The organism is Rhodococcus sp. ACS1, from assembly GCF_002300155.1.
GTDB lineage: Bacteria > Actinomycetota > Actinomycetes > Mycobacteriales > Mycobacteriaceae > Rhodococcus_F > Rhodococcus_F koreensis.
The window spans coordinates 431,251-445,752 of record NZ_NSDZ01000004.1 but is presented as its reverse complement, the minus strand read 5'-3'; the positions used below and the strand labels follow the sequence as shown (position 1 = coordinate 445,752).

Annotated in this window: 11 protein-coding genes; 2 read left to right on the top strand and 9 right to left on the bottom strand. The window is 63.4% G+C overall.

Annotated elements, in window-relative coordinates; translation table 11 throughout:
• Positions 1 to 24: 24 nt before the first annotated feature.
• The 4 genes from CJ179_RS14370 to CJ179_RS14355 all read right to left on the bottom strand — a co-directional run bounded on the left by CJ179_RS14370 (position 25) and on the right by CJ179_RS14355 (position 3,813).
• A complete protein-coding gene (locus tag CJ179_RS14370; RefSeq protein ID WP_257015523.1) occupies positions 25 to 951 on the bottom strand; it encodes an NAD(P)-dependent oxidoreductase in 927 nt (308 codons plus the stop codon).
• The gene (locus tag CJ179_RS14365; protein WP_095862011.1) at positions 914 to 1,309 is read right to left on the bottom strand and encodes a carboxymuconolactone decarboxylase family protein; all 396 of its coding nucleotides are present in this window, start codon (positions 1,307 to 1,309) and stop codon (positions 914 to 916) included. The genes CJ179_RS14370 and CJ179_RS14365 overlap by 38 nt, the downstream gene beginning before the upstream one ends.
• A gap of 50 nt (positions 1,310 to 1,359) precedes the next feature.
• Positions 1,360 to 2,787 (bottom strand): aldehyde dehydrogenase family protein, encoded by a 1,428-nt coding sequence (locus tag CJ179_RS14360; protein ID WP_257015522.1) that lies wholly within the window; start codon positions 2,785 to 2,787, stop codon positions 1,360 to 1,362.
• A gap of 81 nt (positions 2,788 to 2,868) precedes the next feature.
• Complete coding sequence (locus CJ179_RS14355) at positions 2,869 to 3,813, bottom strand: SDR family oxidoreductase (RefSeq protein ID WP_257015520.1); 945 nt, start codon at positions 3,811 to 3,813, stop codon at positions 2,869 to 2,871.
• Between the two features lie 118 nt (positions 3,814 to 3,931).
• Here CJ179_RS14355 and CJ179_RS14350 point away from each other — a divergent pair, with 118 nt between their 5' ends.
• The gene (locus CJ179_RS14350; protein ID WP_095862008.1) at positions 3,932 to 4,579 is read left to right on the top strand and encodes a TetR/AcrR family transcriptional regulator; all 648 of its coding nucleotides are present in this window, start codon (positions 3,932 to 3,934) and stop codon (positions 4,577 to 4,579) included.
• 85 nt (positions 4,580 to 4,664) lie between these two features.
• Here CJ179_RS14350 and CJ179_RS14345 read toward each other — a convergent pair whose 3' ends face one another.
• From CJ179_RS14345 to CJ179_RS14330, 4 genes are all read right to left on the bottom strand, one after another.
• Positions 4,665 to 5,405: an alpha/beta hydrolase gene (locus CJ179_RS14345; RefSeq protein WP_257015518.1), complete on the bottom strand. Its 741-nt coding sequence runs from the start codon at positions 5,403 to 5,405 to the stop codon at positions 4,665 to 4,667.
• A 390-nt stretch (positions 5,406 to 5,795) separates the two neighbouring features.
• Positions 5,796 to 6,938 (bottom strand): helix-turn-helix domain-containing protein, encoded by a 1,143-nt coding sequence (locus tag CJ179_RS14340; RefSeq protein ID WP_095862006.1) that lies wholly within the window; start codon positions 6,936 to 6,938, stop codon positions 5,796 to 5,798.
• A 28-nt stretch (positions 6,939 to 6,966) separates the two neighbouring features.
• Positions 6,967 to 10,245 carry a protein kinase gene (locus tag CJ179_RS14335; protein WP_095862005.1) on the bottom strand — a complete coding sequence of 1,093 codons (3,279 nt, stop codon included), beginning with the start codon at positions 10,243 to 10,245 and terminating at the stop codon, positions 6,967 to 6,969.
• 107 nt (positions 10,246 to 10,352) lie between these two features.
• A complete protein-coding gene (locus CJ179_RS14330) occupies positions 10,353 to 10,859 on the bottom strand; it encodes a MarR family winged helix-turn-helix transcriptional regulator (RefSeq protein WP_095862004.1) in 507 nt (168 codons plus the stop codon).
• 125 nt (positions 10,860 to 10,984) lie between these two features.
• Here CJ179_RS14330 and CJ179_RS14325 point away from each other — a divergent pair, with 125 nt between their 5' ends.
• A complete protein-coding gene (locus tag CJ179_RS14325) occupies positions 10,985 to 12,427 on the top strand; it encodes an MFS transporter (RefSeq protein WP_095862003.1) in 1,443 nt (480 codons plus the stop codon).
• A 625-nt stretch (positions 12,428 to 13,052) separates the two neighbouring features.
• Here the strand turns inward: CJ179_RS14325 and CJ179_RS14315 are convergent.
• Positions 13,053 to 14,255 carry an NAD(P)/FAD-dependent oxidoreductase gene (locus CJ179_RS14315; RefSeq protein ID WP_095862001.1) on the bottom strand — a complete coding sequence of 401 codons (1,203 nt, stop codon included), beginning with the start codon at positions 14,253 to 14,255 and terminating at the stop codon, positions 13,053 to 13,055.
• Positions 14,256 to 14,502 lie beyond the last annotated feature (247 nt).

Sequence of the window (14,502 nt, the reverse complement as noted above, 5' to 3'; positions counted from 1 at the left end):
CGGCGATCTCGACCGATGGGGACATCACGCATCCTTGGCTTCGGTTCCGGCCAGAGCCCAGCGGGCGATCTCCATCTGATCCGCACTGGGCCCCAGGTCGGTGTCAGCCTGCGACCAAACCTGTACCGCCCAGTCGCCGAGTGCGGCGCCAATCCCGAGCTCTGCTGCCAGGCCCGTGGCAATGCGCATGTCTTTGAGCATGAGGCGCAGTGCGAAACCGGAGTTGTAGGTCTCGGGGAGGACGAAGTTCGGGAACTTGGTTTCACTCGCTGCACTGCGCCCACTCGCCGCGTTGATCGTCGAGACAATTACCTCCGGGTCGAGGCCGAAGCGGCGGCCGATGGCGAAGCCTTCGGCCGTAGCCAGCAGTTGAACCGCTGCGAGTAGGTTGTTGATTGCCTTGAGAGCGTGCCCCGCACCGGTATCGCCCACTCGGAGCCAAGTACCCAGCGGCGCCAGCATCGAACTTATCTGCGCCACAGCGGTTTCGTCCCCGGCGGCCATGATGGTCAGGGTGCCGGCCGCAGCGCCGCCGATGCCGCCGGATACCGGTGCGTCGATCAACGTGACGCCTCGTTCAGCCAGTTCGAGAGCAAGCCGGCGGGTCGAGGTGGGCTCGGACGACCCCATATCGATGATGACGGTGCCGGAGCGTAGCGCGTCGAGCACGTCGACGTCGTCGAGTACAGCCTCCACCACAGTGGAATTCGGCAGCATCAGGATGACGATGTCTGCTCCGGCCACGGCCTGCGCTGGAGTTGGGGCCACGGTTCCCCCCGTCTCGGCAAGTGATCGGCGGGCGGCGTCCTGCAGGTCGAATCCCACTACCTGGATACCGGATTCGACCAGTCGGCGTGACATGTGCGCACCCATGTTGCCCAGGCCGAGGAAGGCGATGTGTCCGTTGCTTGTTTCAGGCATCAGTGCGCTCCGAGAGAATTTCGTCGGCAATACGGAAGGATTCGATGGCGGCGGGAACACCAACGTAGACGGCGGTCTGGAGGAGCACCTCACGGATCTCGTCGTGCGTCGCCCCATTGGTCACGGCGCCGCGCACGTGGGTAGCGAACTCCTTGGGCCGGTTGAGCGCAGTGAGCATCGCCAGGTTGATCAGAGATCGGGTGCGGCGGTCGAGGCCCGGACGAGTCCAGATGGCACCCCAGCAGTATTCGGTGACGAGGTCCTGCATAGAAGAAGAGAATTCGCTGGCGTCGGCGAGGGCTCGGGTGACGTATTCCGCGCCGACGACCTCGCGGCGGACTTGCAGGCCCGCCTCGTAGGTCTCACGGTGTGTGCGATCAGTGTGCATGTTGTGGATCCTTCGATCAGTCGAGGAACAGGTCCGGGGTCGGGTAGAGGTCAGAGTTTGACGATCACGGTCTTGGTCTCGGTAAACGCGTCCAACGCCTCGTACCCCTTCCCACGGCCGTATCCGGACTTCTTGAAACCACCGAAGGGCAACTCCACCCCACCAGCCGCCCCGTACGTGTTGACATAAACCTGCCCGGCCTGAATACCAGCAGCCAACCGATGCGCGCGCGAAAGATCCCTCGTCCAGACCGAACCGAGCAAGGCATATTGCGTCCCGTTCGCCAACGCGAGCGCCTCCTCCTCGGTATCGAAGGTATTACATACCAACACCGGCCCGAATATCTCTTGCTGAGCGATATCGGACCGCGGATCGACACCATCGACCAGCGTCGGAGCGAAATAGGCGCCACCCGCAAGACCCGGTTCATCGGGAATCGAGCCGCCGGCGACCACCTCTCCCGTGCTCAGATCGCTCAGGAATGCCTGGACCCTGGCCTGCTGTTTGAATGACACCAATGGTCCGAGGTCCGGGTCGGCCGAACCGGGGCCGATACTCACCACGGCGAACAGCTTCGCCACCGACTCCAAAACCTTGTCATGAACCGAAGAATGCACTAACAGACGCGAACCGGCCGAACACGTCTGCCCAGCGTTCTGCAGAACCGCCTTCGCCACGAAGGTGGCCGCACTGTCCAGATCGGCGTCGGGGAAAACGATCTGAGCCGACTTGCCACCGAGCTCGAGGACGACCGGCACCACCCGATCTGCGGCCGCGTGCGCGATCACCGATCCGATCTGGGTGGACCCGACGAATCCGATATGGTCGACCCCGTCGTGGGCGGTCAACGCGGCACCCGCCTCGACCCCGAGGCCTGGCACAACATTCAACACCCCCGCCGGGATTCCCGCCTCGATCGCCAACTCGGCGACGGCGACCGCGGTACGCGGCGTTTCATCTGCGGGCTTCACCACACAGCAGTTGCCGGTAGCAATCGCCGGAGCCACCGAACGCGCGAATAGCTGCATCGGATAGTTCCAGGCAACGATATGCCCCGTCACACCGTATGGCTCGCGGCGAGTGTAGGCATGCACATCAGGACCCAACGGGATGGTGATCCCGTAGTAGGAATCGATCGCGTGACCATAGAAGCGGAAGTAGCGAGCACACACCATTGCATCGGTTCGCGCTTGCCCCAGGGGTTTACCCGAATCCTCACTTTCCAACAACGCCAACCCAGCTGCGTCACGTTCGATCAGATCCGCCAGCCGGGTCAACAACCCGGCACGGGTCTCCGGCGACGTCTCCCGCCACGACCGTTGCGCGGCACGGGCCGCACACACCGCCCGATCCACTTCATCAGGTCCACACCTGACCACGGCCCCCAGCGACACACCGGTCGACGGATCGATGTTGTCGTAAGTACCCGACGTGAGCACCCGACGTCCATCGATGAAGGCCGCAACTGTCTCCACCACTCAACACTCCTCACTCTTTCGCTTTCATGGATGGCGTCGACGGCGGCGCCATGAAGTACTCCGACGGGCCGCCCGGCACCGTCATGCCGAGAATGCCGATACCTGACTCGCGGCACAGGTTGTACAGGCCGCTGTCGCGCGATTCGCAGGCACCACCGTCGCGGCAGCCCGCGCCGTCCCGGAACCGTCGGCCGCGCGGGCGGCAGCACTGGCCCCACCGTCGACCAGCAGGTCGATGCCGTTGAGGAAGCTCGCCTGTTCCGAGAGCACGAATGCCACCACGGCGGCGATCTCCGCGTCATGCCCCCTGCGCTGCACGATCCGATCGATGCGCGAGTGTTCGGCAGTCTCGGACCGCACCGGCGAGCTGTCGATGTTGCCCGTGGACACCGAACAGATGCGCGCGCCCACGGACCCGAGCCGCACCGACTCCCGCCGGACGAAGCGTTCCAAGCCGAGTTTGGCCCAGGTGCGGGCCGCGGCCGGATCCTCGATGCCCGGTCCGAGCGCCTCGCGCAACCTGTGTGGGAACTGTTGGGCCAGCGGGTCGTCGAGGACAGCTTGCGCAGCCGCGTCGGGAGTATCCGGGCCCAGCATCGGGGACATACCCGCCAACACCACCATGGCGGTGCCGTTGTCGGCCAACGGCCGGAGCGCATCCGCGAGCCGCGCAGGGGCGACGAGGTCCACGGTGAGAATCTCCTGCCAGTCGGCCGAGGTGGGCGAGCAGGCATCGGCGTGCGCGACTGCCCGCAGCGTGCCCATGTCCCCGATTCGCGCGACCAGGCGCGCGAGACCCTTGCGGTCGGTGACGTCGAGGCTGAACGGCTCGGCGTCCACACCCGCATCATTCACGAGTTCGCGGGCCACGGCCGCGGCGGCGTGCGGGTCCCGGTCGGTGAGCAGCAGTGTCTCCACATGATCGACGAGCTGCCGCGCGCAGGCGGCTCCCAGTCCGTAACCCGCGCCGGTGACGACACCCACGGTCTTGCTGTGCAGTGCGGATTGCTCCGTGGGTGAGTTCACGGGGCGTCCCTTCGGTAGACGTTGCCACAAATAGCAACTAATGCGTATCATTAGTTCGGCAACCTCATAATGACGAAGGCAAGGGTGTTATGCAAGAGCGAATCTCAGGGAGGCCGACGTGACGAGAGCGACGCCGCTCCCGCGCCGCGGCGCCGGACGCCCCACCCGCGAGCAGGCCGAGGCACGCCAGGACGAACTGCTCGATACCGCACTCGAGCTGTTCCTCGAGCACGGCTTCGAGATAACGACGATCGAGATGATCGCCACCCACGTTGGCATGACCAAGCGCACGGTGTACGCCCACCACCCCGACAAGGCGTCCCTGTTTCTCACCGCGGTGCAGCGGGCAATCAACAGGCAGATCGTGCCCCTGCACGTCCTCGAGGACTTCGATCGCGGTGATCTCACCCAAACACTGGAAGCGATCGCCCGGCTACACGTCGGCCAGGTGATGACGCCCGACGGTCTGCGCCTGCAGCGGATCATCAACACCGAAAGCTACCGATTCCCCAGCATATTCGCCGCCAACTACGAACAGCGCTCCAAACCGGTGCTCGACTTCGTCGCCGGCCTGCTCGACCGGGCCATCGCCGCAGGCGACATCGCACCCACCACAACCGAACTCGCCGCCATCGCGTTCATGAACATGGCGGTCGGCGGCTCCGTGCGCTCGATCGTGAGCGGCCAAACACCCACCCGCGACGAAGTCGATCAGAGAGTGCACTTCACCGTTCATCTGCTACTCGACGGCCTCAGGCCGCGCTGAACACCTGGTATAGCGCCGGTTTCAGCTTGCGATAGTCGTGCTCGATACGCCAGCGAAGCTCGGCGCGCGCGCTGGAATACTCGAGTCAGCTCAATGCGCGCGCGATATAGGCTCTGCGGGTTTGTCCCGCGGTCTTGGAAATGTCTGACGTGACGACTACTTCGAATCCGTGAAACGCACCGGGCCACACGTGCAGTTCAGCGAGGACACCGGACCGGGACAGGCGGGCCGCGAAGTCGATGACCTCATCGCGGAAGGTTTCGACCTGGCCGACATCGAGGAATGTCGGAGGTAGTCCGGAGAGGTCGGTGGCGCGCGCCGGCGCAGCATAGTAGGACACGTCGGGTCCACCTGCCGCATCTCCGAGGAGAGCACCCCAGCCTGTCCTGTTCGAGGTACGGTCGAACACTCCGATACCGTCGAGTTCCTGACTCGACGGCGTAATTCCCCGATCGTCGAGCATGGGGCACCCCAGCACCAAGTGGGAGATTGTCGGGCCGTTGTGGTCGCGGGCAAACAAGGCGATTGCCGCGGCCAGTCCACCTCCTGCGCTAGCGCCCATGACGATGATTCGCGCGGAGTCGATTCCCAGGTCTTCCGCGTTCTCGGTTATCCATACCAAACCCGCGTAGCAGTCTTCCACGGGCGCGGGGTGGGGGTATTCCGGGGCGAGCCGGTATTCAACTGAAACCGCCACCACACCGAGTTCGTCCACCAAATCAGCCAGGCCTTCTACCCCAGTGAACCTGTTTCCCATGACCATCCCCCCACCGTGGATGTAGTAGATCGCCGGGGAAGGGACGGTCCGCGGGTTCGTCGGCGCCATGATCAACACGGTGATGTCGGGTCCGCCGAGGGGGCCAGGAACTTCTCGTTCGGTGACCTCGATGCTGCCATCCCGACGCAAGTGCTCGAGTTGGACATCACGATCGGGCAGCTGATTCAGGCGGCGTTCTCGAGCACCGAGGATCTCGTGCGGGTGGAGCGTGGAGGACATGAGTGGGATTCGTGCCAGCCCGGCTGCCAGTTCCGGGTCGAGCGGCGGAGGGGTACTTGTACGGATGGCGTTATCGAGAGTCATCGTGTCTCCTCAGAATTTGCGATGTCCTCCCACTATCGGATTTCATCTCCGTCGACGCTACCGCCGATCGTCTGTTCCTTGCCGCGATGTATCAGACGACTGTCGGTTCGGACTCTCGGCGGCGCCGGTCCGCTACTACGATTCGCCACTATTCAGAAAATGGAGGGACTGCAATGCGATTCGGGCTCGCAGTATTCCGTCCGGAGTGCCAAGGTCCCACCCCAGTCGCTCCTCCGCTCGTGTAACCCGAGCCGCAATTGAACTGTGGTGCATATGCAGGGAGTTCGCGGCCAGTCGGAGCGATCCGGTGCGGCAGAGAGCGTCCAAAGCACGTAAGTCGAGTTTCCCACTCTCTGTCTCCGAAATGGCCTGGAGTGCGACCACGTCCACGTTTGCCGCGATCTGACCTATCGGAACATCGGCAAGCAATGTGAGGGACCCGAGTGATGCATGGTCGACGACCGCCGAGTTCTCGCCATGAACCGTAAATCTCAACGCCAAGAGTGCTTGCAACCACGAGGTACGAGCATCCTGCGGCAGGACCTGGTTGCCAATGCCCACCCGCAGGTCCAAGCTCCGCCCTGACCCAGGATCTCGCTCTTGAAGGCGATCTCGGACGCTGCTGTGGAGGTCTGGGACGACGAGGTCCGCGTTCTGACGTGGCTGCAGGATCAATCCGGCGGTCCGCCCAACCGTGGCCACACGCAGGGACTGCACCGGAAAGCGGGTTCTCGCTACAAGCGCTACTGCTTCCGTTCCTGGGTCCCGGTCGTCAGATGTAGAGACGGCAACGATGCGTATCGGGAGGTTCGGTAGGAGGCCGAGAAGTTGAATTGCGCGCGCCCGTTCCTCGGTTCCGGCGGACTCCGAAATCAGCAGTTCGGTCAGTGCTGGATCAGCAAGATTTGCGGCTGAAATCACGCGGGGCGGAGTGACCAGCACCCGAGTTGCCAGAGCAAAGCGCTCGAGTATGAGGTCGTCCAGGGCCTCCGCATCACCTTCGCGTTCGAGCCAGACTGCCCGGCCATTGCCCACGTCGATACGACTGCGTGGAACATCTCGATCCGAAGAATCGACGGTCCCGCTGTGAGCGACGCGCAATGCAGTCCCATCGAGAAGATGCATCCCGGCAGTGCATTCGGCGAGGGCTGCAGTCGCTCTGGTCAGGGTCGATGCCGAAACCCGGCCTTCGACCAGAGCGTCGAACGCAGCGATGACTCGAACGGCCGCTTCGGCTCGTGAGTCGATCTCGGACAATCGCGCGAGCAATCCGAACATGGGCCCAATCCTAGCTCTCGTCCGAGCGCTACGATCGACGACCGGTATGAGGATCGCTGTGGGCTTGCTCCACAATCCAAGCCGCGACCTGGGTCCTGGAGTGGAAACCCAACTTCGCGAGGATGTGCTCCACGTGTCCTTGGACAGTTCGATCCGAAAGCACCAATTTCGCCGCGATCGCCCTGTTCGTCATGCCCTCTGCAACCAGGTCTGCGACCTGACGTTCTCGCTTGGTCAGACTCACTGTGGGACTGACGGGTTCGGCGGCGGAGGGAGCTTGTTCGCCGAGCGCGAATGCTGCGGCCGCGTCGAAATCCATGAGGCGCCCCTGGCGGCGAGCAGATTCGAATGCCCTCGATCCCAGTGCCGAGCGAGCGGCTCTCTCGCATTCGTCGTGGTAGGTCATCAGGTCGGGAAACTGGACGGCGCCGCCGACCGACCGCCCCAGTTCTTCTGCGGCTCCCAGAAGCACTGCTGCACGTTGCGTATCTCGGACCTCCGCACAGATCCAGGCGATGGATTCAAGGCATGATATGGCAATTCGGAGAAACCGTGCGGGCCAGGTCAACTGCAATGATTGTTCGAGTAGTTCCCTTCCACGACTGGGGTTTCCCTCCTGCCACACGGCAAGGCCCATTCCCCACAGAGAGAACGATCGACACAAGGTTTCGCCGTACTGTTCGGTGAGCTCGAGTACTTGTTCATGGTATTCGATCGCCCGCCCCATGTCCTCGCGCAACTCGTGTGCCATGCCCAGCATGCCTAGTGGGCCGACGCGATAGATGGGTTCTCGCCGGGTGTCGGGCTCCGCTACCGCTTTCTCGAGGTACGTGCAGGCTTGGGTGAGATCACCGCGGAGCAGGGCTAGGAGCCCGTCGACATGTGCGATGAAGGCGTGTAATCCGGGGTCGTCGATGGATGCTGCAAGTGTGTGCCCCCTGTCTACCGTCATATCGCTCGTCTGACCGCCTGTTTGCGCCGCATCGAAGAAGGCACCGCTGAACAGGGCCTTTACGAGCTCGACGGTGGGTGGGCCTGCGTATGCGGCCAGGAGTCTGTCGAGCCAACTTCTCCCCTCGCTGTAGTACCCCTGGGAACTCCACAACCCGAATAGCGCGCCCGCGACGCGGAGCCCGGCAGCCGGATCATTGGACACACAGAACTTCAGGGTTTCTCGAATGTTCGGTAGTTCCATACCCATGCGTTCGATCCAGTCGAGCTGTCGTGCACTCATCCAATTCGACGCTGCTTCGAGAACCAGCGATTCGTACCACTCCAGATGCCGATGGTGAGCGGTGTCGTCGTCGATCAGTGCGAGGATCTCGCGGCCGTAGTCCCGCACTGTCTCGAGCATTCGAAACCGCACCTCGGTACCGGATTCCTCTCTGAGGAGGATCGACTTCTCAACCAGTGAGGTCACCGCGTCGAGCAACTCGTCCGGACGGATACCCGGACCACCGACGTGCGCCGCCGCGTCGAGCCCGAAACTGCCTGCAAAGACCGATAGCCGCGTCCAGAGGTGCTGTTCCTGTTCCTCGCACAGGTCGAAACTCCAGTCGAAGCACAGTCGAAGAGTCTGTTGTCGCGTAGGGGCGCCACGTGTTCCGCGCGTGAGCAGCGCATAGCGGTCGGACAGGCGCTGGAGGATTTGTTCGGGCGACAGTGCCCGCAAGCGGGCCGCTGCCAACTCGATCGCCAGCGGCAGACCGTCGAGCCGATGACAGATCTTGGCCACTGCGTCCTTGTTGTCCTCGGTGAGTTCGAAATCGGGAACCGCCGTGGCAGCGCGTTCAGCGAACAGCGTCACCGCGTCGTACCTCGGCAATCCTTTCAAGGCCGGCTGACGGTCGGTAGATGGGACTGTCAGCGGCGTGACTCGCAGTACGGCCTCTCCGGGTATACCGAGAGACTCCCGGCTTGTGCTGAGGATCTTCAGCGAAGGACAGACCTGCATCAGCGTCGCGGACAGCTCGGCTACGCCGGCGACCACTTGTTCACAGTTGTCGAAGACGAGCAAGAGGTTCCGCGTCTCGAGAAACTCTTCCAGTACCTCACCCAACGGCCTCGCGGAGATATAGCGCAGCCCCAATGCACCGGCCACCGTGTCGATCAGCAAGGATTCGTCATGAAGTTCGCCGAACTCGACCAGCCATACACCGTGCTCGAACTCGCGTTGCATGCTTGCTGCGATTCGCAATGCCAGTCGCGTCTTGCCGACGCCACCGGGTCCGGTCAGCGTCACCAAAGGTGAAGACGTCAACATCTTCTTCGCTTCGGTCAGCTCCCGGCGACGTCCCACGAAACTCGTCAATTCAACAGGCAGATTTCCTGCTGCGCGCGGGCGGTGATCGTGCGCCCGGCGTCCCGCGACTGCAGGCGGGCGGCCACGGTGTTGTTCTTCGCTACCAGTACGCAGGGCCATGTCGTCGACAGTGAATTCATGGTGATGTTGCAGTCGCTGCAGGTCTTCACCGAAGCTTGCGGCAGTGGCATGGCGCCGGCCCGGTGCCCGAGCCATCGCGCGTGCGATCGATTCGGCAACATCGTCGGGGAGTCCCTGCTCGCGGAGGTCGGGCACAGGTTCCGTCGTAATCCTCAGGAACTGTGCTACTACCTGTTCTCCGCTCTGCCGTTCGAATGCGGCATGCCCGGTGACCGCGCTGAACACGGTGGCACCTATGCCGTAGATGTCAGTGGCCGGTGTCGGTGGATCGCCGGCCAGTACCTCGGGCGCGGTGTACGCCGGCGTGCCGGTGACTGTTCCGGTTCCGGTCTCGAATCCGCCCGCCACATGCGCGATACCGAAATCGGTCAGCACCGGCTCACCGTAGTCGTCGAGCAGGATGTTCGCGGGTTTGATATCGCGATGAAGTACTCCGAGCCGATGCGCAGTCTCGACTGCTCCTGCCACCCTGATCCCCAACCGTAAGGCTTCCGGCAGCGACAGCGGTCCACCTCGGCGAAGTCGCTGATCGAGAGAGTCCTGCGGGTAGTACTGCATCACAATGTATGGGAGGCCGGTCCCGGTCTCGCCGACCTGCAGGATGTTGACGATGTTCGGATGCCCGGTGAGTCTGCCCATCGCGCGTTGTTCTCGAAAGAACCGCGCCCGGTTCTCCTCGTCGAGATCTACGGTGAGCACCTTGACGGCAACAATACGGTCGAGGGCACTTTGCGTACAGCGATAAACCACTCCGAATCCGCCTCGACCGATCTCGTGTGCCGCATCGAACCCCGCGCCCTGCAGCTCTGCAACGACGTCGGGTGAACCGTATCGCTGGGTGCCCAGTGGATCCCCGTCATGCATCGGATCACTGACCCGCGCCGTCGAACAACGGTGAACGTAGCGACCTCACGAGATACGACATACAAAACCTCTCGACACCTACCCCCAGCGTATCGCTCGCGCGCTGCTCACGAGTGCCGTTCCTTCCGGTCGCCGCGGTCGGAAGAAGCCGAGGGGACAACCGGACGGGGCCACGGGTGTCCTGTAAGGCGCTCGATGTCGGTGTTGAATCGCTCGAGCCAACGAGCGAACTCGGCGACTTCGTCCGGATCCCAATCAATTAGTACGCGTTCCAGGCCTGCAATGGCCCACTCGCGGTCGGCCTCGAGATGGCTGCTGCCCTTCTCGGTGATCCGAAACTTGCGAGCGATCCCACCCTCCGGATCAGGAATGCGCTCGACGAGATCGGCCTTGAGGAGGGCGGCGGTCTGTCGGTTGAGCGTCGAAGTGTCCAACGCGAATGCCTCGCTGAGCTGGCTGATGGACATCGGCCCCTGCACGCTCAGACGGCTGAGCACCGTGTATGCACTGCGGTCCAAACGCTCGGGAGTGTCGCGTCGCGCCGGACCGAGAAAGTGAAGGTGTCGGCCGAGCAGCATCGTCTCGAACTCGATCAGGTGCGTGGGCTTTTGCATGTGTCTCTTCCGTCACTCCAACCAGCGACCGTATGGCACATCAATGTGCACTATGCATACTCTATGCGCAATACACATTTTATGCATAGGGCAACCTCGCCCGATTTCGAGACTGGAGTCAACTAATGAGCAGTGCGGTGACAGCCGAGGCCCGCTCGGCACCACCCGGCGTACGGCCAGGCGCCCTGGTCGCCGTTCTGGCCTTCACCGGCATTACGTCCGCCTTGACCCAGACCCTGGTCGTTCCGCTCATCGCAGACCTTCCTTCGATCCTGAACACGACCTCGGCGAACGCATCATGGGTGATTACTGCGACGCTGCTGGCAGCCGCTGTCGCCACCCCGGTTACCGGACGGCTCGGCGACATGTACGGGAAGCGGCGGATGCTGCTGCTCTGCACCCTGCCGCTCATTCTGGGTTCAGTGGTGTGCGCGCTGTCCTCGTCGCTGGTACCGATGATCGCCGGTCGCGCGATTCAGGGCCTGGCCGCCGGCCTGATACCTCTGGGAATCAGTGCAATGAAGGATCTCCTTCCGCCGGAGCGCCTGAACTCCTCGATTGCCCTGATGAGCGCTTCGTTGGGAATCGGAGGCCTCCTCGGCCTCCCACTTGCCGCCATTGTCGCTCAGAACGCGAACTGGCGAGTGCTGTTCTGGGTCGTCGCCGTGCTCGGCGTCGTGGTCTTCGGTCTGTTGTGGCGAGTCGTTCCCACGATCCCCATCTACGGCGAGTCCGGCAGATTCGACATTGTTGGGGCAATCGGCTTGGGGACGGCGCTGGTATGCCTGCTGCTCACCGTATCCAAGGGCGCTACCTGGGGATGGACGAGCACGATGACACTCGACCTGTTTGCCGCCGCGGTCATCGTGCTGCTCCTCTGGGGATGGTGGGAACTGCGACGGACCGACCCGCTCGTAGACCTACGGGTGACTGCACGTCGGCCGGTGCTTCTGACCAATGCGGCCTCGATCGTGGTGGGATTCGCGATGTACGCCCAGTCGCTGATCGTGCCGCAGCTCCTTCAGCTGCCCGCTCAAACCGGCTACGGACTGGGGCAGTCGATGCTCGCCATGGGGCTGTGGATGGCGCCCGCCGGACTGGTGATGATGGCGGTATCCCCCATCGGCGGCAAGCTCTCCTCCGCGCGCGGGCCGAAGATCACCCTGTTCATCGGCTGCCTCATCATTGCCGTCGGCTACGGCTCTTCGATGCTACTCATGGGTTCCACATGGGGTCTGGTGATCGTCACGTGCATCGGTACAGCCGGAGTCGGCTTCGCGTACGGCGCGATGCCCGCGCTGATCATGAGCGCAGTACCGCAGTCCGAGACGGCCTCGGCCAACAGCGTCAATACCCTGATGCGTTCGGTCGGAACATCGGTGGCCGCAGCGGTTGTCGGCCTGGTCCTGTCTCAGATGAGCATGCAGTTCGGTGAACACAGTGTTCCCTCGGAGGCCGGATTCCGTACGGGCATGCTCATCGGCTGTGGCGTCGCGCTCGTCGCAGCCGCGATCACACTGGCGATCCCGACCGCTCAACGTAGCCACTCTCCGATGGCCAAGGCCTGAGGGACACGACGGACGCCACCAGCCGGACTGCCCCCCGCCGAGGGCAGCCCGACTGGTGGCGTGAATACACAGATCGAGAGCCGCAGAAGCGCTCACCCGAGCGAACTCGAGGGCAGCAGTCCGGATCGAGTCAAGTCATCATTACCTAGGGGTTCGATGGGCCATCGACGTATCGATCCTTCTCTGGCACAGCGTAATCAACGCGCTCTGAGTTTCAGGATCAATCCTAGGACCACCCCCCTGCAGCAGTATGGTCAGCACTCGCCGATAGAAGGCGGCCACAGAGATCCCGAAGTCCGGGAAAATGTACTCGTCGCCGCCGAAGGGGCCCCAGCGAATAGCAAAATCAACCATCTCGGCGGCACGAGCGGCCCCAGGTGTGGGTCCCTGCCGGCGCCCATCCTCAGTTCGAGAAGACAGCTGGAGGGCAGCAGTACGTGCGCTGCCCGGTGCCGAGGTGTCCATGAGATTCCCCAAGGTTGTGAGTTCGGATATGACAATCGAGATGGTGGGCTGACGATCGAGGAGGCGGGGCGACCGTCGAGTGAGCGCTCCAGGCGTCCGTCTCTCTCGGAAGCTGCGCGGAGCAGCCGCCCGGCTCAATCGCGAGATTCCCTCCTGATGTTCAGTGACTCGGGCCGGAAGCACCGACAGCGTCGAGTGAATCGAGAATGTCCTGGCGGCGGAGACGGACTTGCTTGGGCATGTTCCACCCGAGGACACCGGTGACCCTGCCATTGCTGCGGTAGCGGGCGACGAATCGGCGGCTCGAGACCTCACCGTCGACGATGTCGACCTCTGCGCCAGTAGGCAGAGACCCGTAGACCTGGAGCTTGACGTCGAACTGGTCGGTCCAGAAATAGGGCACCGGCACGTATGGCTGATCTGCACCAAGGATTGTGGACGCAACGGCGGCAGCTTGTTCGGTGGCATTGGTTCGGTTCTCGAGCCGGACCAATTTGCCGAGGTGCTCATGGTGCCACCGGGCAACGTCGCCGACCGCGTAGATGCCTTCGGCGGCTCGGCAGCGCGAATCGCACACCACCCCGTCGTCGAGGGTCAGTCCGCTCTCGCGGAGCCAATCTGTCGCGGGGACAGCACCGATCGCGACGACCACCACATCGGCGGGCAGTACCTCCCCGGTACCGAGTTGCACCCCGCTCACGTGTCCGTTGTCGGCGGTCAGACTGGTGACCGTGGTTCCCAGGCGCAGCTCTACCCCACGTCCGGTGTGTAGTTCCGCCAGCAGACCCGAGACGAAGGGGCCGACCTGCAACGCCATCGGCGCCGGCTGCGGCCCGGTCATGGTCACGTCCAGTCCAAGCGCTCGGCCAGTGGCTGCAATCTCGGCGCCGAGGACGCCTTCTCCGACGACTACCAGCCGCGACCCGGCCAGCATGTCGGACCGCAGAGCCAGGGCGTCTTCGAGAGTGCGCAGAACGTGCACCCCGGATAAACCGTTGTGCCCAGGCAGCACCCGTGCACGCACGCCGGTGGCAATCACGACGGCGTCTGCCTCGAGTCGACGTCCGGACTGCGTGAGGACAGTCCGAGCACCTGGGTCGAGGGCAACCGCCCGCTCGCCGAGGATGAAATCGGCGGTCAGCACCGAGAGGGCTTCCGCGGTCCGCAGTGTAGACCGCTCAGGCGCCCATGCCCCCGACAGGACTTGCTTGGACAGCGGCGGTCGGTCGTACGGGGTGTGCAACTCGTCACCGACAACGGAGATTTCACCCGTGAATCCCTGGCGGCGCAGGGCCTCTGCCGTGCACAACCCGGAGGCCGATGCGCCGACCACCAACACCCGTTCGGGTGTCGGGGCGGTCATGCCATGCCTCCGTCCGCCGCAGTCGACAGGCACTGTTGCGCCAAAGGTCGAATCTCCCTCACGGAAGCCCCGAAGCGCAGTGCCGTACGACAGGCACCGGCTTCTTTCCTGCGTTCGTCAAGCCTCATGTGCAACTCCCGCTTCCACTTTGGTGTGCAGCGCATCAGTTGAGTAATTTAGACTAATCGGTCAGTACAATCAACGGCACCGAATCGTCCGTTGCGCGGAGCGCCGTGTGCTAGCCTAC

Bases quoted from the DNA above. Each gene is read 5' to 3' on its own strand.
- CJ179_RS14365 (WP_095862011.1), bottom strand. From the start codon at position 1,309: ATGCACACTGATCGCACACACCGTGAGACCTACGAGGCGGGCCTGCAA.
- CJ179_RS14345 (WP_257015518.1), bottom strand. From the start codon at position 5,405: ATGGCGCCGACGAACCCGCGGACCGTCCCTTCCCCGGCGATCTACTAC.
- CJ179_RS14340 (WP_095862006.1), bottom strand. From the start codon at position 6,938: ATGTTCGGATTGCTCGCGCGATTGTCCGAGATCGACTCACGAGCCGAA.
- CJ179_RS14335 (WP_095862005.1), bottom strand. From the start codon at position 10,245: ATGCATGACGGGGATCCACTGGGCACCCAGCGATACGGTTCACCCGAC.
- CJ179_RS14330 (WP_095862004.1), bottom strand. From the start codon at position 10,859: ATGCAAAAGCCCACGCACCTGATCGAGTTCGAGACGATGCTGCTCGGC.
- CJ179_RS14325 (WP_095862003.1), top strand. From the start codon at position 10,985: ATGAGCAGTGCGGTGACAGCCGAGGCCCGCTCGGCACCACCCGGCGTA.
- CJ179_RS14315 (WP_095862001.1), bottom strand. From the start codon at position 14,255: ATGACCGCCCCGACACCCGAACGGGTGTTGGTGGTCGGCGCATCGGCC.